At 53.1% G+C, this 18,071-nt stretch carries 20 protein-coding genes; 17 read left to right on the top strand and 3 right to left on the bottom strand.

The window, feature by feature from the left end:
- Positions 1–263: 263 nt before the first annotated feature.
- Entirely contained in the window at positions 264–881 is a 618-nt protein-coding gene (locus tag HCX89_RS02675; RefSeq protein WP_223828927.1) for a FlgO family outer membrane protein, read from the top strand.
- Positions 881–1,348 (top strand): LPP20 family lipoprotein, encoded by a 468-nt coding sequence (locus HCX89_RS02670; RefSeq protein ID WP_051472584.1) that lies wholly within the window; start codon positions 881–883, stop codon positions 1,346–1,348. The genes HCX89_RS02675 and HCX89_RS02670 overlap by 1 nt, the downstream gene beginning before the upstream one ends.
- A 322-nt stretch (positions 1,349–1,670) precedes the next feature.
- Here HCX89_RS02670 and HCX89_RS02665 read toward each other — a convergent pair whose 3' ends face one another.
- The 3 genes from HCX89_RS02665 to flgA all read right to left on the bottom strand — a co-directional run bounded on the left by HCX89_RS02665 (position 1,671) and on the right by flgA (position 3,200).
- Positions 1,671–2,102: a flagella synthesis protein FlgN gene (locus HCX89_RS02665; RefSeq protein ID WP_144164680.1), complete on the bottom strand. Its 432-nt coding sequence runs from the start codon at positions 2,100–2,102 to the stop codon at positions 1,671–1,673.
- Positions 2,102–2,422, bottom strand: coding sequence for a flagellar biosynthesis anti-sigma factor FlgM (gene flgM / locus HCX89_RS02660; RefSeq protein ID WP_025011043.1), 321 nt, complete (start codon positions 2,420–2,422; stop codon positions 2,102–2,104). The genes HCX89_RS02665 and flgM overlap by 1 nt, the downstream gene beginning before the upstream one ends.
- 70 nt (positions 2,423–2,492) lie before the next feature.
- Complete coding sequence (gene flgA / locus HCX89_RS02655) at positions 2,493–3,200, bottom strand: flagellar basal body P-ring formation chaperone FlgA (protein ID WP_025011044.1); 708 nt, start codon at positions 3,198–3,200, stop codon at positions 2,493–2,495.
- 187 nt (positions 3,201–3,387) lie between these two features.
- Between flgA and HCX89_RS02650 the strand changes: the two genes are divergently transcribed.
- The 15 genes from HCX89_RS02650 to HCX89_RS02580 all read left to right on the top strand — a co-directional run bounded on the left by HCX89_RS02650 (position 3,388) and on the right by HCX89_RS02580 (position 18,042).
- Complete coding sequence (locus HCX89_RS02650) at positions 3,388–4,308, top strand: chemotaxis protein CheV (protein ID WP_025011045.1); 921 nt, start codon at positions 3,388–3,390, stop codon at positions 4,306–4,308.
- Positions 4,309–4,452: 144 nt separating this feature from the next.
- Positions 4,453–5,286, top strand: a complete 834-nt coding sequence (locus HCX89_RS02645) for a protein-glutamate O-methyltransferase CheR (protein WP_025889999.1) — start codon at positions 4,453–4,455, stop codon at positions 5,284–5,286.
- Between the two features lie 174 nt (positions 5,287–5,460).
- Entirely contained in the window at positions 5,461–5,859 is a 399-nt protein-coding gene (flgB, locus tag HCX89_RS02640; protein WP_025011046.1) for a flagellar basal body rod protein FlgB, read from the top strand.
- Between the two features lie 2 nt (positions 5,860–5,861).
- Positions 5,862–6,278: a flagellar basal body rod protein FlgC gene (gene flgC, locus HCX89_RS02635; RefSeq protein WP_025011047.1), complete on the top strand. Its 417-nt coding sequence runs from the start codon at positions 5,862–5,864 to the stop codon at positions 6,276–6,278.
- A gap of 15 nt (positions 6,279–6,293) precedes the next feature.
- A complete protein-coding gene (gene flgD / locus HCX89_RS02630; protein ID WP_025011048.1) occupies positions 6,294–6,977 on the top strand; it encodes a flagellar hook assembly protein FlgD in 684 nt (227 codons plus the stop codon).
- A gap of 54 nt (positions 6,978–7,031) precedes the next feature.
- Positions 7,032–8,393: a flagellar hook protein FlgE gene (gene flgE / locus HCX89_RS02625; RefSeq protein WP_028779119.1), complete on the top strand. Its 1,362-nt coding sequence runs from the start codon at positions 7,032–7,034 to the stop codon at positions 8,391–8,393.
- 166 nt (positions 8,394–8,559) lie between these two features.
- Entirely contained in the window at positions 8,560–9,303 is a 744-nt protein-coding gene (gene flgF, locus HCX89_RS02620; protein ID WP_028779120.1) for a flagellar basal-body rod protein FlgF, read from the top strand.
- A gap of 11 nt (positions 9,304–9,314) precedes the next feature.
- A complete protein-coding gene (flgG, locus tag HCX89_RS02615; RefSeq protein WP_025011050.1) occupies positions 9,315–10,103 on the top strand; it encodes a flagellar basal-body rod protein FlgG in 789 nt (262 codons plus the stop codon).
- 12 nt (positions 10,104–10,115) lie between these two features.
- A complete protein-coding gene (flgH, locus tag HCX89_RS02610; protein WP_025011051.1) occupies positions 10,116–10,790 on the top strand; it encodes a flagellar basal body L-ring protein FlgH in 675 nt (224 codons plus the stop codon).
- Positions 10,791–10,800: 10 nt separating this feature from the next.
- Positions 10,801–11,892 carry a flagellar basal body P-ring protein FlgI gene (locus tag HCX89_RS02605; RefSeq protein ID WP_025011052.1) on the top strand — a complete coding sequence of 364 codons (1,092 nt, stop codon included), beginning with the start codon at positions 10,801–10,803 and terminating at the stop codon, positions 11,890–11,892.
- Positions 11,893–11,917: 25 nt separating this feature from the next.
- Positions 11,918–12,928, top strand: a complete 1,011-nt coding sequence (gene flgJ, locus HCX89_RS02600) for a flagellar assembly peptidoglycan hydrolase FlgJ (RefSeq protein WP_123116004.1) — start codon at positions 11,918–11,920, stop codon at positions 12,926–12,928.
- A gap of 20 nt (positions 12,929–12,948) precedes the next feature.
- Positions 12,949–14,874 carry a flagellar hook-associated protein FlgK gene (flgK, locus tag HCX89_RS02595; RefSeq protein WP_044734076.1) on the top strand — a complete coding sequence of 642 codons (1,926 nt, stop codon included), beginning with the start codon at positions 12,949–12,951 and terminating at the stop codon, positions 14,872–14,874.
- A gap of 11 nt (positions 14,875–14,885) precedes the next feature.
- The gene (gene flgL / locus HCX89_RS02590; RefSeq protein ID WP_167714953.1) at positions 14,886–16,091 is read left to right on the top strand and encodes a flagellar hook-associated protein FlgL; all 1,206 of its coding nucleotides are present in this window, start codon (positions 14,886–14,888) and stop codon (positions 16,089–16,091) included.
- 95 nt (positions 16,092–16,186) lie between these two features.
- Entirely contained in the window at positions 16,187–17,008 is an 822-nt protein-coding gene (locus HCX89_RS02585; protein WP_025011054.1) for a flagellin, read from the top strand.
- Between the two features lie 215 nt (positions 17,009–17,223).
- Positions 17,224–18,042: a flagellin gene (locus HCX89_RS02580; protein WP_025011055.1), complete on the top strand. Its 819-nt coding sequence runs from the start codon at positions 17,224–17,226 to the stop codon at positions 18,040–18,042.
- The last annotated feature ends 29 nt before the right edge of the window (positions 18,043–18,071 follow it).

Raw genomic sequence — 18,071 nt, 5'->3', positions numbered from 1 at the left:
AGCCTGTAATAAGCTGCCAGGCCATTGGGTTGGTTCGCCGGTGTCATCTGTTTGTACTTGGTCTGCAGGCCTAACTTAGGTTGGTATTTTATTTGCATAGCTTTACCCCAGTGAAAGGAACTTGGCGCTAATCGAGTTAGCCGTGGTGCTTAATGACAACCTCGGAGAAAGCGCGGCATAAGTCAGGTAGGCCAAGGTTCACACCAGGTCCATGAGTCGCCAGGTTCCTCAATAAAGCAAGTGCCCGCCAGGGTACCAGTGGGATGGATATTATGTATAAAGCCCTGTGTATATTGCCTTTACTCTTGCTGCCTGCTTGCAGTATGACTTCGCCGCAACAGCAGGCCGAGGTCAAGTCGCAAGCGGCGCCAGTCAATCTATTGGCGCAGCAATTGGTTGATGAGTTGGTAACTCATAATGACGCTCTCAAGCCGACCCAGCCGCTATTGGTGATGACACCTGTGATGGTGGAAGACATGCAGAGCAGCAATGCGCTCGCTTCACAACTGCAGCAGGGGCTGATGACGGCCTTTCATCAGCGCGGTTTTAACCTGGTGGATTTGAACCTGGCCGATGCGGTGCGGGTAACGCCACAGGGAGATTTCATCCTTACCCGTGATTGGCAGCAACTACCGACCGATATTGCGGTGGAGCATGTACTGGTCACCAGCATGAGTCAGGCTAAAGGTGAAATGCTGTTCAACAGCCGAATTGTCAACGTCAACAACAACCGGGTGCTTTCGGCAGCCGGTGTGCGGGTACAGGAGCAAGAGCTGCCCGGCTACCTGGCGCCTTCCAATAAGGTGGTGTCAAAAGAAGGGCTGCTTTATCGCTACGAAAGCCGTGGTGAGGATAAGGGCCGGATAGTGGGAGACAAGTAATGAAGCATTGGAACAAAACACTGTCATTGGCCACGCTGGCGCTGGCGTTAATTCTGGGGGGCTGCGCCGATAAGGACAGATATGTACAGTGGGAGACTGAGGCGCCGAGCAGTTTTCCCAAGTTGACGGCAATAGGCTATGCCCCGCTGGCCAGCCAACCGGCCAAGGAACAGTCGCAAAAGGTGCTGATGGCGATGCAGGCATCCAAGATTGCCGCTTATCGTGAATTGGCCGAACAGGTCTATGGTCAGCGGTTGTCGGCCGACAGCAAAGTCAGTGACTGGATGCTGAAAGGCGATAATATCCAGGCCTCGGTTTCCGGGGTGATCCGTGGCGCCAAGGTGGTGCGCAGTTATCCGGCCGGAGATCATTATGTGACCGAACTGGAGCTGGATTTCGCCCGGGTGTGGGATCTGTATCAGCAGCAAAATCGCCCCCAGCGAGTCAAAGAGATCACTTATTTTTAGGAAGGTGAGAATAAGTCCCCGCGGCGTTCACTTTTGTAAATTTTGTAGAGAGTGGCTCGCACCTTCAATTGGCATAAGCAAAAAGCAGCCTTGTTTGGCTGCTTTTTTGTGGCCTTTTATGGCTTAAGATGCGTTGCTGAATTGAGAGCTGAGTTTTGCGTTCTGAGCTGAGTTTTGCGTTCTGAGCTGAGCTTTGCGTGCCGGGTCGCGTACCCTGAGTAACCACCTTGAGTTCAGCCTAGGGCAGGGGGCACAGGCAGTGATTCTCACTAAAGGGTTGAGCTTACGCAATAAGCTATAAGCAACAGCAGCAGGGTTTTAATCAAGCCTTGAGATCGTTGCCCAGGGTGGCGATGGTTGAGGTTTTGCCCTTGCCGTCATAGGTCAGGCTGGAGGCGTTACGGCTGACCTGCAGCGCTTGCGCCAGGCGATTGATACTGGCCATGCTCAGCTCTATCAGGCCGGCATTTTCCTGATTGCGCAGTTGGCAAGCGGCCAATAGTTCGCGAGCTTCACTGACCTGTTCGGCCAATGGTAGCTGACTGAGTTTGGCTTGTTCAGGATGAGATGAGAGCGCCTCATCCACCGCCTTGACCTCATTGAGCAGGTCGCCCTTGTCTTTGGCCAGTTGCAGCAGATTATCGGCATTGCGATCCAGCAGGGCGTTTTTTTCCTGCTCGATCAAGTTCAGCAGACGCTCGAGTTGAGTCGTCTGCTGTGCTATCAGGCTGGTGATATCCGGGGTATCAGGCATCAGGACCCTTTATTGAGTTCGTTCAGTTCTGATTCGAATTGAGATATGTTGGCTGCCAGTTTTTCCGGGTCAACCTTATATCTGCCTTCGGCGATCGCCAATTTAATTTCGGTGATCTTCTTTTGATCTATTTCCGGCAGGGAGGCCATTTTACTCTGTACTCCTTGCAGTTGCTGCGCCTGTTGTGACACCACAACAGAGTCAGCTTTCTGCGGAGCAGCACCTTGCTGAGCTGTTTGGCTGCTCTGAGCTGTGTTCTTGGGGACTGAACCTGTGTTCACCCTGGGTTGATTTTGCAGTTGTTTAATATCCATAGCCATCTCGGCTCCAGCCTTTTCTCTGATTACCTTGCTGTCTTATCGGCACCGCCAAGGGGAACTTTAGCATTTTTTACATTCGAACTTCCACTTCGCCCACATTGGTGACAGTAGCCTCCAACACTTTGTCTGAGCGAGTGTTTTTTACCCGAATCTGTTCCCCAAGGTTACCATCATGCAGGGCTTCACCAACAGTTTTTATTTGAAACTTCTCGTTACGGGCATAGATGGAGACTCTGTCACCTTTGCAGACAAAGCAGAGATTGGCGGCAAATACCGGATAGTCTTTGGCTATGCGCCGCTTGAGGCGGGTGCCTGTGACTGTGGCGATATCGTCAAATTGCGCGCCGCGCAAACTGGTTTCATCTATGTAACGCAGCGCCAGATTTTCCGGCCCAAGCACAGTGCCCGGGGCCAGTGTCTGGGTAGCCACTACCACAGGGTAACTGATATCCACCCGCACCGAGACATAGATTTGCCACGGGTAGCTGAGCTCCGGGCTGTTACAACCTATGCGTACCGTATTGTTGCGACTTATCTCTCTGTCGCTGGCAAGTTCGGCCGTCAAAGGCGAATTGCATCTGGGGGGCGTGAGCCTCGAATCCAGTCGCTGCGGGGTGATGGTAATTTGAGCATTCTCGGCCGCCAGCACTTTTTTGGCAACTGCCTCTTTAGCCAGGCTTTCTACGGCCGATATACTGGGAACAAAGCTATTCTCTGCCGCCACCGCTGGGATGGGCATTAAAATTGTAGCCAAAATGTACGCAAAATTTACTTTCATAATGAACGGGCTAGCTTGTCTCGCCAGATTACACCTATACTTTCAATGATTCGCGGATCCCAGTGCTGGCTTCACCACAGGTTTAGTCAGAAATTTGACTGAGACCCAGTGTCTTGGACAAAGCAAATAGTATGCCTGTCTGCGTGACAGCAGGTATTTATCAATACAAAGACAACAAGGCAGCCTTATGTCGAGCATTCTTGAATCAGTCAACAAGCGCACTCAACTGGTCGGACAAAACCGTCTCGAACTTCTGTTGTTTAAACTCAACGGCAGGCAAAGGTTCGGGATCAACGTGTTCAAGGTTAAAGAGGTTCTACAGTGCCCACCGCTGACGGCACTGCCCAAGTTGAACTCCTTCGTTAAGGGCGTGGCCCATATTCGCGGCACCACAGTGTCGGTTATCGACCTCAGTGCGGCGACCGGCGGCAAACCCATAGATGATGTCAAGGATTGCTTCATCATTATTTCCGAGTACAACCGCAGCGTGCAGGGCTTTCTGGTGAAGTCTGTCGAGCGGATCATCAATATGAACTGGGAGTCCATCATGCCGCCACCGGAAGGGGCAGGGCGATACTCCTACCTGACCGCGGTGACCGAAATCGAAGGTGAGTTGGTTGAAATTCTCGATGTTGAGAAAATTCTCGATGAAATTTCGCCGGTTAAGACAGACATCAGTCAGGAAATCGATGAATCTCTCACAATCGACAGAGAGCAGCACTATCATATTATGGTGATTGACGACTCTTCGGTGGCCCGTAAGCAGATCATTCGGGCGCTGTCTTCGTTGAACCTGCAGATAGATACCGCCAAAGATGGTCGGGAAGCGCTGGATAAGTTGAAAAGTATCGCGTCGGAGATGGACAATGTCGCCGATGAGATCCCGCTGATTATTTCAGATATTGAGATGCCGGAAATGGATGGCTACACCCTGACCGCCGAGATCCGTGATGATCCCAAGCTGAAACATATCAAGGTGGTGTTGCATACCTCGTTGAGTGGGGTGTTCAACCAGGCCATGGTGCAAAAAGTGGGCGCCAACGATTTTATTGCCAAGTTCAACCCCGATGAATTGGCATCGGCAGTTAACAAGCATCTGAGTTTATAGTCGCTGTCTGCTGTGGATTTTTATGACTATAGTGAGTTTGATGTCTTGTGTTGCAAATGGGGCTGGGGTATAACGCTGACCCAGTTTTTAAATGGCGCTGCATTGAGTTGCAGCGACGTTTTCACGGATAGTTAGGACACTAAGGTGCCAGATAAATCTCTCGCAGAAACTGAGTACAATCAATTCAGGCTGTTTCTTGAACAGCACAGTGGCATTGTATTGGGTGAGAACAAACAGTATTTGGTTCGCAGCCGTTTGGCGCCTTTGATGGGGAAATATGGCTTGCCATCCCTGTCGGACGTAGTTAAGCAGTCGATGCGGCCCACCGAGCGTCAGTTACGCGCTGAAGTCGTCGATGCCATGACCACCAACGAAACCCTCTGGTTTCGGGACAAGTATCCTTTTGACCTGCTCGGCAATACATTGTTGCCCGGTTATGCCAAGCTGGGGCGGCCGTTGAAGATTTGGTCGGCAGCCTGTTCATCCGGCCAGGAACCCTATTCACTGGCGATGACTGTGCTTGAATATCAGCAGCGTAAGCCGGGTGCTTTGCCGGGTGGCGCCATGATTCAGGCCACAGATTTGTCGCCGTCCATGCTGGAGCGTTGTAAAAACGCCGAATACGATAAGCTGGCGTTGGCCCGCGGCCTGTCTGAAGAGCGCAAGCGTCAGTTTTTTGAAGCCCTGCCCAACGGCAATATGCGGGTTAAAGACAATGTGCGCCGTTTGGTGAGTTTTCGGGCCCACAACCTGCTTGAAAGCTACACCTTGCTTGGCAAGTTCGACATCATCTTTTGCCGCAACGTGCTTATCTATTTTGCGCCGGAGGCAAAGGCAAAAATACTGCGGCAATTTGCTGCCGCCCTTAATCCCAAGGGGATACTGTTTTTGGGCGCCAGTGAATCGATTGCCGGGTTGACCGATGAATTCGACATGGTGCGCTGTAACCCAGGCATCTATTATCAAAAGAAAAATTAACACATAATCATTTGATTTTTAATTAAATAATTTGAAAGGCTCGTCAACTTGGACGGGCCTTTTCTGTTTTACCTTTCACCCCAACGGCCATCATCTTCTTATCTGTTATCCTCCACTCTATATCTGGCACAAAGCTTGCTTTGTTTTTGTCGAGTCATTGGAGGAGGCGGTTTTATGGCGATCAGTTTCGATAAGGCCCTTGGCATACATCAATACACTCTGGGCATTCGCGCCCAGCGTGCCGAAGTGCTTGCCAGCAATATAGCCAATGCCGATACCCCACATTATAAGGCTCGGGATGTTGATTTTTCCTCGGCGTTGCAGGCGGCAAAAGGGCGGCAACAGGGGATGAGCATGGCGGCAACTTCTGAAAAGCATTTCGACCTCAAGGCGCTGACAGCCCAGCATGTGCAGTATCGGGTACCGGATCAGCCGGACACGGGTGACGGCAATACTGTCGATATGCAAAAAGAGCAGCAGGCCTTTATGCAAAATGCGCTTGAATATCAGATGTCGCTTGGGTTCCTCGACGGTAAGTTCGCCGGGATGAAAAAGGCATTGAAAGGAGATTAATCATGAGCTTGTACAATATCTTCAATGTTGCGGGGTCGGGAATGTCGGCGCAGTCTGTGCGCTTGAACACCACCGCCAGTAACATAGCCAACGCAGATTCCGTCTCTTCCAGTATCGATAAGACCTACAAGGCGCGGCATCCCATTTTTGAGGCCGAGCTGGCCAAGGCCAATGGTCAACAGCAGCAAGGCGCTGCGGTAAAGGTCAAGGGCATAGTGGAAAGCGATAAACCCTTGTTGAAAGAGTATTCGCCGGATCATCCCATGGCCGATGCCGATGGTTTTATCTACAAACCCAATGTCAATGTAGTGGAAGAGATGGCCGATATGATTTCCGCCTCCCGCTCCTACCAGATGAACGTCCAGGTGGCCGATGCAGCCAAGTCCATGCTGCAGCAGACCCTGAGAATGGGCAAATAAAGGGAGACATAGCCCATGAGTGTAAGTTCAGTTAACCCCTTCCTCGACAGCATAAGCGTCAAAGGGGATTCGGAGACCAAGAAGAGCAACAATCAGCAGCTTACCCAGGAAGATTTCTTCTCGCTGCTGAGTAGGCAGTTGTCGATGCAGGATCCTTTCAAGCCTGTGGACAACGACCAGATGATTGCCCAGATGGCGTCGTTTTCTACCGTGGATGGTATCTCCAAGCTCAACGAGGAGATAGTGAACCTCAACACGGTAATGACCTCGAGTCAGGCATTACAGGCATCTGGCCTGGTGGGGCAGAAAGTGTTGATCCCGGCGGGCACCGGCTATGTTTCCGAGGAAGACCCGACCCTCAAAGGGGTGATCACATCGCCAGAGAAAATGCCTTCCATCAAGGTGACTGTTGAGGATGAAGCCGGCCAGGTAATCAAGACCTTTGATGTGGATGGCAGTGCCGGCGGCAACATAGACGTGGAATGGGACGGCTTGGATAAGGACGGTAAACCCGTTGAGGCCGGTATCTACACCATGAAGGCCAGCGGGGTTGTCGATGGCAAGTCCCAGGATCTTATTGTCAGTGCCTATGCCCACGTGACCAGTGTATCGCTCAACTCGGCCAGTGGCGCCGTGTTGAACCTAAGAGGTATTGGCGGGATCAGACTGGCCGACGTGCTGGCTGTTTCCGAAGTTTAATTCTGTTTCTGCCCCGGCTGCGCCGGACAGTATCTGAAAATCATGAGGTGAATTATGTCTTTTAACATTGCTCTGAGTGGGATTGCTGCGGCGCAGAAAGATCTCAATACCACAGCCAACAATATTGCCAACGTCAATACCGTCGGCTTTAAAGAATCCCGGGCCGAGTTTGCCGATGTTTACGCCAGCTCGATTTTCTCCAACGGCAGAACTACAGTGGGCGGCGGTGTGACCACCACTCAGGTGGCGCAGCAGTTCCACCAGGGTAACCTGAACTCCACCAACAATGCGTTGGATTTGGCGATCAACGGTGGCGGTTTCTTCGTGACCTCTCCCAATGTGGGCAGTCAGGATTACTCTTTCACCCGCGCCGGTGCCTTCAAGCGTGATGAAAACGGTTTCCTGGTCGATGCCGCAGGTAACTTCCTGCAGAGCTTCCCCGTCGATAAAGACGGCAACTCCACCTCTGTGAGTTTGACCACTACCAAGCCGGTGCAGATCCCGGATACTGCCGGTAGCCCGCAGAAGACCAATAATGTCGGCATCAGCATGAACCTGGATTCCACCCAGGCCACCAAAGATCCGGCGCTGTTTGACCCATCCAAGTCAGACACTTTCAACAACTCAACCGCAGTGACCATTTATGACTCCCTGGGTAACTCCCACACCTTGACCACCTATTTTGTGCGTCCGGACAATGGTGCCTACACGGGCGAGAGTAACTGGGTGGCTTATTATGCTATCGACGACAAGCCGGTCAATCTGGGCGGCGCCGCTGGCAGCTACCAGACAGATACTGATGGTGACGGTAACCCGGATGGTACAGGCACAGCGCAAACTGCTGGTGGCTGGACTGGCGCCGTGCTCAAGTTCAACGATGTCGGCGGTTATATAGGTTCAGATCCGGCGGTGATCACCACAGAGCAGTTGGGTGTTGGCGGTGCCAATGTTCTCGGCCCCGCGGCGGACGGAACCCAGACAATAACCATAGACTTCAACAACCCGACCCAGTTCTCGGAAAAGTTTAACGCCACTGAATTGACGCAGGATGGGGTGACTGTGGGTCGTCTGACCAATGTGGAAGTGGGTACAGACGGGTTGATCTCAGCCAAGTACAGCAATGGCTCGACCGTGCCCTTGGCGCGGGTGGCACTGGCGCGTTTCTCCAATGAACAGGGTCTGAGCCAGGTAGGTAACACCTCCTGGAAAGCGAGCCTGGATTCAGGTGCAGCGCTGGCCGGTGAGGCCAACAGTGGCGTGTTCGGCAGTATCCGTTCCTCAACGCTGGAACAGGCCAACGTCGACCTGACCACTGAACTGGTGGACCTGATTTCGGCTCAGCGTAACTTCCAGGCCAACTCCCGTACTCTGGAAGTAAACAACACACTGCAGCAGACAGTACTGCAGATCCGCTAATCCTTCCTGCGCAAGACATTGCCGCTACGGCAATGTCTTGCCGCTTCTCCCCGTACATACTCCCAAGTTACTGAAGTTCTTCTGTTGTCACTGCGCTCGATTGCTCATTTTATTGGCACGATGTTTGCTTTTACCTGGATAGGTAAAAAGATTGACGGAGCAGCAGGTGGACAAACTTCTCTATGTCGCCATGACTGGCGCCAAACAAAACATGAATGCGCTGGCGGTTCGGGGTAACAACCTGGCCAATGCCAACACAGATGGTTTCAAGTCAGACATGGCTCAGGCCCGTGCGATGCAAGCCTTCGGTGAAGGATTGCCGACCCGGGTGTTTGCCATGACAGAGTCGCCCTCGGCTAACTTTCAGTCCGGCCCTATCAAATCGACCGGGCGGGATCTGGACATAGCCATCAAAGATCAAGGCTGGATTGCGGTGCAGGCAGCCGATGGCAGCGAGGCCTACACCCGCTCCGGCAGTCTGAGTTTTGACACCACAGGTTTACTGCGTAACGACAGGGGCAACCCGGTAATGGGCGATAACGGCCCGATAGTGCTGCCGTTGCCGATAGACAAAATCCAGATTGCCACCGACGGCACCATCTCCATTCGTCCCCAGGGCGCAACCGCCGAGGTGATTGAAGAGGTGGGCCGCATCAAGCTGGTCAACCCGGGCAATCAGAACCTGATGCGCGGTGAAGATGGCTTGTTCCGCACTCTGGACGGCAATCCGGCCGCCGCCGATCCCTTTGTGAATGTGGAAAGCGGCGCTGTGGAAGGCAGCAATGTCAATGCCGTGGATGAAATGGTCAACCTGATTGAGCTGCAACGTCAGTTTGAGCTGCAGGTAAAAATGATGAAAACCGCAGAAGAGAACGACAAGTCGTCCGCTTCATTGATGCGCATTAGCTAGGAGTAATTGATATGCATCCCGCGTTATGGATAAGTAAGACTGGGCTAGATGCCCAGCAAACAGACATCTCGGTGATTTCAAATAACGTCGCTAATGCCAGCACCATAGGCTACAAAAAGGGCCGGGCGATATTTGAAGACTTACTGTACCAGACGGTCAATCAGGCCGGTGGTATCAGTGCTTCCAACACCAAGCTGCCCAATGGCCTTAACCTGGGCGCAGGTACCAAGGTAGTGGCCACCCAGAAGATTTTCTCCCAGGGGAATCTGCAAACCACAGATAACGCGCTGGACATGATGATTGAAGGCCCGGGATTCTTTGAAATCCAGCTGCCGGACGGCACCACTGCCTACACTCGCAACGGCCAGTTCACTCTGGATGATACCGGCCAGATAGTGACATCCGGCGCCGGCTATGTGCTGCAGCCTGCCATTACCATTCCGGACGATGCCACCAGTATTACCGTTTCCGCCGAAGGTGAAGTGTCGGTTAAAACCCCGGGTGCCGCCGAAAACCAGGTGGTGGGCCAGCTGACCATCTCTGATTTCATCAATCCGTCCGGCCTGGATCCCATAGGGCAAAACCTCTATCTGGAGACGGGCGCCAGCGGTACCCCAATTCAGGGCACGGCTTCGCTTGACGGTTTGGGCTCCATTCGTCAGGGCTCGCTGGAAACCTCCAACGTTAACGTGACCGAAGAGCTGGTTAACCTGATTGAGAGTCAGCGGATCTACGAAATGAACTCCAAAGTCATTTCGGCCGTAGACCAGATGCTGGCCTACGTGAACCAGAATCTGTGATGAGGTGATGTGATGAAACCCTTGTTCCTTATCATTCCGGCTTTGTTTCTGGGGGCTTGCACTGCTACCCAGAATAAACCCATAGCCGATGATCCCTATTATGCGCCTGTGTATCCCGAAGCACCGCCGACCCGGATAGCGCCGACCGGCTCTATTTATCAGGATAGCCAGGCGTCTTCGCTTTACTCGGATCTGCGGGCGCACAGGGTAGGGGACATCATCACTGTGGTGCTGGTGGAGTCGACCCAGGCGAAGAAAAGCGTCGGTAACAAGATCAAGAAAGGCTCGGACATGTCGGTGAACCCGCTCTATATGGGCGGCAGCAATGTCACCATCAAGGGCAATCCGCTGGATTTCCGTTACGGCGACAGCATGGATACCAATCGTGAGGCCGATGCCGATCAGAGCAACAGTCTCTCCGGGCAGATCTCGGCCAATGTGATGCAGGTGCTGGGCAATGGCAACCTGGTTATTCGCGGTGAAAAGTGGATCACCATCAATAATGGCGACGAGTTTATCCGGGTAACCGGCATTATTCGACCGCAGGATATTACTCCCGAGAACACCATAGATTCGCCCAAAGTCGCCAATGCCCGTATTCAATACAGCGGTACCGGCACCTTTGCCGATTCGCAAAAGGTGGGCTGGCTGAGCCAGTTCTTCCTCTCTGACTGGTGGCCTTTCTGAGGATAAGCTCATGAAAATCAAATTAATCATGGCACTTGCCTGTTTGCTGGTTTCCCTGCCTGGACAGGCCGAGCGCATCAAGGATATCGCCGATATCCAAGGGGTCAGGGATAACCAGTTGATAGGCTACGGTCTGGTGGTCGGTTTGCCGGGCACCGGGGAGAAGACCCGTTACACGGAGCAGACCTTCAAGACCATGTTGAAGAATTTCGGCATCAATTTGCCGGATAACTTCAGGCCCAAGATCAAGAATATTGCCGTGGTGGCAGTGCATGCCGATATGCCACCCTTTATCAAGCCGGGACAAACCCTGGATGTGACGGTATCGAGCCTGGGTGAAGCCAAGAGCCTGCGCGGCGGTACTTTGCTGCAGACTTTCCTTAAAGGGGTGGACGGCAATGTTTACGCCATCGCCCAGGGCAGTCTGGTGGTCAGCGGTTTCAGTGCCGAGGGGCTTGATGGCTCCAAGGTTATCCAGAACACGCCAACCGTGGGCCGTATTCCCAACGGCGGCATAGTCGAGCGTGAAGTGGCCAGCCCCTTTGGTAATGGCGATCACCTGACTTTTAACCTGCACAGAGCCGACTTCTCCACCGCCAAGCGCACCGCCGATGCCATTAATGGCTTACTCGGCCCGGGTATGGCACGGGCGCTCGATGCATCTTCCATTCAGGTCAGTGCCCCCAGAGATGTGTCGCAGCGGGTATCTTTCCTGGCCACCCTGGAAAATATTCAGGTTGAGCCTGCTGATGAGTCGGCCAAGGTGATAGTCAACTCCCGCACCGGCACCATAGTGGTCGGCAAGGACGTAAAACTCCTGCCGGCGGCAGTGACCCATGGCGGCCTTACCGTCACCATTGCCGAAGCGACTCAGGTTTCTCAGCCCAACGCCCTGGCCGGTGGCCAGACTGCGGTGACCAGCAACAGCACCATAGATGTGGCTCAGGACAATAGACGTATGTTTATGTTCAACCCGGGCACTTCCCTCGATGAGTTGGTGCGGGCGGTGAATATGGTCGGCGCGGCACCATCGGATGTGTTGGCCATCCTCGAAGCCTTAAAGATGGCAGGGGCTTTGCATGGTGAACTCATCATCATCTGATTAATGGCACATTGGTTTATCGACTATGAACAAAATGGCTGATGCTTCGCAATTTCTGGATCTCGGTGGGCTGGACAAGCTCAGAGCCCAGGCGCAGCAGGATCAAAAGGCGGCGCTTAAAGAAGTCGCGCAGCAGTTTGAAGGCATCTTTGTGCAGATGTTGATGAAAAGCATGCGTGATGCCAATGCGATATTTGAATCCGACAGCCCGATGAACAGCCAGTACACCAAGTTCTACGAGCAGATGCACGATCAGCAGATGTCGGTGGAGCTGTCCTCCAAAGGCATGTTGGGGCTGGCGGATCTCATGGTGCAGCAGTTGTCACCTGAAAACTCCGACATTACCCCGGCCTCAGTGCTCCGCGGTGATGTCGATAACCGCAGTGTCGCGGCCTTAAACGGCGGCCAAATGGAGAAGATATCCGGTGTTGAAGCAGCAGCGGCCAAAGCCTCCGCGCTGCCAAGCAATGACAGCCTGCAGCAGGTATTGAGCGGCAAAGTATTGCCATCATGGCGGCAGGCGCGGCCGGCAATTGGCAGCCAGGAAGAGTTTGTCAGACAGCTTTATCCCCATGCCAAGGCCGCTGCCGATGCTTTGGGGACTCAACCCGAAGTGCTGCTGGCGCAATCGGCTCTGGAAACCGGCTGGGGCCAGAAAATGGTCCGTGGCCATAAAGGCGAGTCCAGCAACAACCTGTTCAACATCAAGGCCGACAGGCGTTGGCAGGGCGAGAAAGCGGCAGTGTCGACCCTGGAATATGAGCAGGGAACAGCTGTGCGGCAAAAGGCGGACTTCCGGGTGTATGACAGTTTTGAGCAGAGCTTTAACGACTTTGTCAGCTTTATTTCCGACAACGATCGTTATAGCCAGGCGCGCAAGATGGCCGCCAATCCCGGCGAATTTATCAAGGCACTGGCCGAGGCGGGATACGCCACGGATCCTCAATATGCCAACAAGGTGATGAAAGTGCTGGATACCATCAAGGCCGATTTTGGCCAATTGTTGCAGGAGTTCGGCTCAAAGCCGGGCCAGTAAAGGTGCAGGAGCGATAACCCATGTCTATGGATCTGTTCAGTATAGCCCGCAGCGGGATCCTGGCCGCCCAATCACAATTGGGGGTGACCAGTAACAATATTGCCAACGTCAATACCGAAGGCTATCACCGCCAGGTGGCAATTCAGGGCACCTCCACCTCAATGCGTCTTGGCAATAACTTCTATGGCACAGGTACCTATGTGCAGGAAGTTAAGCGTATTTACAACGATTATGCCGCCAGAGAGCTGCGTATCGGCCAAACAGGGCTCAGTGCCGCCGAGGCCAGCTACACCAAGCTCAGCGAGCTGGATCAGCTGTTTTCCCAGATAGGCAAGGCGGTGCCAGCCTCATTGAATGACTTTTTCTCCGGCCTCAACAGCCTGGCTGACCTGCCCTCTGATCTGGGGATCCGCGGCTCTGTGCTCAACTCGGCCTCACAACTGGCGCAGAATCTCAATCAGATGCAGAGCCATCTGAGTGGTCAGGTGCAGCAAACCAATGATCAGATTGAAAGCATTACCACCAGGATCAATGAGATCAGTAAAGAGATGGCGCAGATCAATCTTGAACTGATGAAGACGCCGGGTAACGATGCGCAGCTGCTGGATAAGCAAGATGCCCTGATCCAGGAATTGAGCCAATATGCCGAAGTCAATGTGATCCCGCTGGAAAACGGTGCCCGCTCCATCATGCTGGGCAGCTCCTTTATGCTGGTATCCGGTGAAGTGGCCATGACCATGGGCGTGACCACAGGTGACCCCTTCCCTAATGAGCCTGAGCTGACCTATAGCCTTGGTGGCAGTGAATTAAAGGCAGACCCCGCCAAGCTCGGTGGTCAACTGGGCGCCTTATTTGATTTTCGTGACAACACCCTGATGCCCGCCAGCCATGAGCTGGGGCAGTTGGCGCTGGGGATTGCCGATGCCTTTAACGAGATGCAGTCCCAGGGCTTCGATCTCAATGGCGAGCTGGGACAACCTATTTTTACCGATATCAATGACCCTGTGATTGCCGCCGGCCGTGTCGGCGCCTATTCGGGTAATCCGGGCACAGCTTCCTTGAGCGTTAATATCGATGATGTCGGCGCCCTGTCCGGCAGCAGTTATGAGCTGAACTATACCAGCGCCGGTACTTATGAACTCAAGGATATGAAGACGGGAGCCGTGACCAACTTGACGCTCAACGGCAACACTTTGGAAGGCGCCAACGGTTTCAGTATCAATATCGACGCCGGTGCCATGGCCGCCGGTGACAGGTTTGAAATACGGCCAACGGCGAATGCGGCAGCCAACATAGGTGTAGTGATGTCAGATCCCAAGGGGATTGCCGCTGCGGCGCCGAAAATCACCGCCGGGACAGGTAATTCAGGCAGCACTTCAGTGAAGTTGGTCAGCATAGATGACAGAAGCGCGGCTAACTTCCCCGTGACTGACAGTGAGCTGACATTCACCCTGGATACCAGTGTCAATCCGCCTACCTATGAAGTCTTTGATGTCAACGGCGCTTCTTTGGCAACCGGGACGGCTGCGGGCACTCCGCCGCAGATCAGCGCCTTTGGCTTTACCTTCGAAGTCGATGGCAGCAGTGGCGGCAGTGAGAGTTTCACTTTCGATCTCAGCTTTGCGCCGGGTGACAACACCAATGCCGTGGCCATGGCCAAGCTCAGTGACAGCAAGATAATGAACAATGGCAAGTCGACCCTGGGAGATGTGTTTGAAAAGACCAAGCTGGATATTGGCAGCCAAACCAAATCCGCCCAGGTGAGGGCCGGTTCGGCGGAGGCCATTTACAACCAGGCCTATGCCAGGGTGCAGTCGGAATCCGGGGTTAATCTGGACGAAGAGGCGGCCAACTTGATGCAGTTCCAGCAGGCCTATCAGGCATCGGCACGGATCATGACCACGGCCAATACCCTGTTCGACACTTTGTTCAGTTCGGTTCGATAGGAGCTTGAGAGATGCGTATTTCAACTTCACAGATGTACCAGCAGAACTTAAACAGCATTCTGCAGAAGCAAACGGATACCAACAGGATCCTCGAGCAGCTCTCCAGCGGTAAAAAGGTCAACACTGCCGGTGACGATCCTGTGGCGGCTATCGGCATAGACAATCTCTATCAGCAAAACGCGCTGGTGCAGCAGTATCTCAAGAATGTGGACTACAGCAAGAATCATTTGTCGATGGCGGAAAGCAAGCTCGGCAGTGCCGAAACTCTGGTTACCAGCATTCGAGAGCAAATGTTGCGTGCAGTAAATGGCACCCTGGCACCGTCAGAGCGGCAAATGATTGCCGATGAATTGCGCGGCAGTCTGGATGAACTCTTGAGTATTGCCAATACCCAGGATGAGTCAGGCAACTATCTGTTCTCCGGATTCAGCACAGACAATCAACCCTTTGCCTTTGATGCCGGCGGCAACATGGTTTACAGCGGTGACAGCGGCGTTCGTGACGCCTTGGTGGCTCAAGGGGTTGCCATGGGCACCAACATCCCGGGGGACTCGGCCTTTATGAAGGTGCCCAATGGTTTGGGTGACTATGGCGTCAATTATTTGGCCTCTCAAACCGGGGACTTCAGGGTGCTCAGCGCCAAGATAGATAACCCCGCGGCCCATGTGGCCGATACCTACACCTTTAACTTTACCGACAATGGTGCTGGTGGGGTTGATTTGGAAGTGTTGGACTCGGGCGGCACTGCGGTGGCTAATGTGGCCAACTTCGATGCCAGTAATCCCGTGAGTTTCAATGGCATTGAGGTGAAGCTGGACGGCACGCCGGCTGGCGGGGATTCCTTCACCATGGAGCCCGATGCCGAGGTACCTATTTTCGATACCATTCAGCAGGCAATCGATCTGCTGGAGGATCCCAACCGGGTCAATACCCCGGAAGGAAAAGCTGAGTTGGCACAGTTATTGAATAACGTTGATAGCGGCTTGAATCAGCTCAGTGTGGCCAGAGGGGGGGCCGGGAATAATCTCAAAAGCCTCGAAAGCTACAGCTCCAATCATACAGAGGAAGAGCTGGTGAATAAGTCGGCATTGTCACTGCTGGAAGATCTCGATTACGCCTCGGCGATAACCGAGTTTCAAAAACAGCAGCTGGCGTTGAACGCCGTTTCAAATGTGTTCAGCAGAGTGGGTTCTGTTTCCCTGTTTGACTTTATTTAACAGAAAGCAAAGACCTACCCGTCTGTCAGATAAATTGTTAACAAATTTAGCCAAGCTCCGAGTCTTGGCGCTAAAACTAGGAAGAGGAACTCAACATGGCTATTACCGTTAATACTAACGTGACCTCGATGAAGGCACAGAAGAACCTGAACATATCCAGTGGTAACCTGGCGACTTCTATGGAACGCCTGTCCAGTGGTCTTAGGATCAACAGCGCCAAGGATGATGCCGCGGGTCTGGCTATCTCCAACCGGTTGAACTCTCAGGTTCGCGGCTTGGAAGTGGGCATGCGTAACGCCAACGACGCGATTTCCATCGCCCAGATTGCCGAAGGCGCGATGCAAGAGCAGACCAATATGCTACAACGTATGCGTGACCTGGCCATCCAGTCTGAAAACGGTGCCAACAGCACCGCCGATCTGCAGGCGCTGAAAGATGAAATGGATCAGCTGCGTGATGAGATCACCGCTATCGGTAACAGCACAGCCTTTGGTAACACCAAGCTGATGACTGGTGAGTTCTCCGGTGGCAAGCTGTTCCAGGTCGGTCACCAAGACGGTGAAGACGTGACAGTGACGGTCAAAACCAATAATGCCGCATCAATGTCGGTAAATGCGCTGACGGTGCTGACTTCTGCCGGTCGTGACTCTGCCATTGGCAAGATTGACGCTGCCATCAAGAACATAGATACCCAGCGTGCTGAATTGGGTGCGGTGCAAAACCGTCTGGCCCACAATATCAGCAACAGTGCCAACACTCAGGCCAACGTTGCCGATGCCAAGAGCCGTATCGTGGATGTGGACTTTGCCAAGGAAACTTCGGCCATGACCAAGAACCAGGTACTGCAGCAAACGGGTTCCGCCATGCTGGCACAGGCCAACCAATTGCCACAGGTCGCGCTTTCTCTGCTTGGCTAATCGAGTGGAAAGGGCAATATCGTCAGTGGTTTCATCACCACTGGCGATATTATTTTTCTCAAACAATCATTGAGTTAAGAAGAATTGATGATTTTTTGAAAAAAATGACTAAAGATCAAAACAGGGGTGCCGTTAAAGATACTGTAACCAGTAAGACCCGCCTGGCTCGAACGAAGACAGGCTAGTTTTCCAAGCCAGGTAAAGAGGAAATCATTATGGCTATTACAGTAAACACCAACGTAACATCACTGAAAGCTCAGAAAAACCTGAACATCTCCAACGGTAGCCTGGCTACTTCAATGGAGCGTCTGTCAAGTGGTCTGCGTATCAACAGTGCTAAAGATGATGCTGCAGGTCTGGCGATTTCTAACCGCCTGAATAGCCAGGTGCAAGGTCTTGAAGTCGGCATGCGTAACGCCAACGACGCTATCTCCATCGCCCAGATTTCTGAAGGTGCGATGCAGGAGCAGACCAACATGCTGCAACGTATGCGTGACCTGGCCATCCAGTCTGAAAACGGTGCCAACAGTACTGCTGACTTGCAGGCGCTGAAAGACGAAATGGATGCGCTGGCAACTGAAATCACAGCTATCGGTAACACTACCGCCTTTGGTAACACCAAGCTGATGACAGGTAGCTTCTCTGCCGGTAAAAAGTTCCAGGTAGGTCACCAGGATGGCGAAGATGTAACAGTTAAAGTGAAGACCACCAACGCTGGTACTCTCTCTGTTAACTCTCTGACTGTACTGACTTCTGCTGGTCGTGACTCAGCTATCGGTAAGATCGATGCCGCTATCAAGAACATCGACTCACAACGCGCCGAGTTGGGTGCCATCCAGAACCGTCTGGCACACAACATCAGCAACAGCGCCAACACTCAGGCCAACGTTGCCGACGCCAAGAGCCGTATCGTGGACGTGGATTTCGCCAAAGAAACCTCTGCCATGACCAAGAGCCAGGTGCTGCAACAGACAGGTTCGGCCATGCTGGCCCAAGCTAACCAGCTGCCACAGATTGCACTGTCACTGCTGTAATCTTTCAGGTTAGCTATCGCGTCAGTAAA

Source organism: Shewanella sp. Iso12 (assembly GCF_012030025.1).
GTDB classification, from domain to species: Bacteria; Pseudomonadota; Gammaproteobacteria; order Enterobacterales; family Shewanellaceae; genus Shewanella; species Shewanella algae.
Note: the sequence above shows the minus strand (reverse complement) of the source record. Positions and strands in the feature narration are given on the sequence as shown.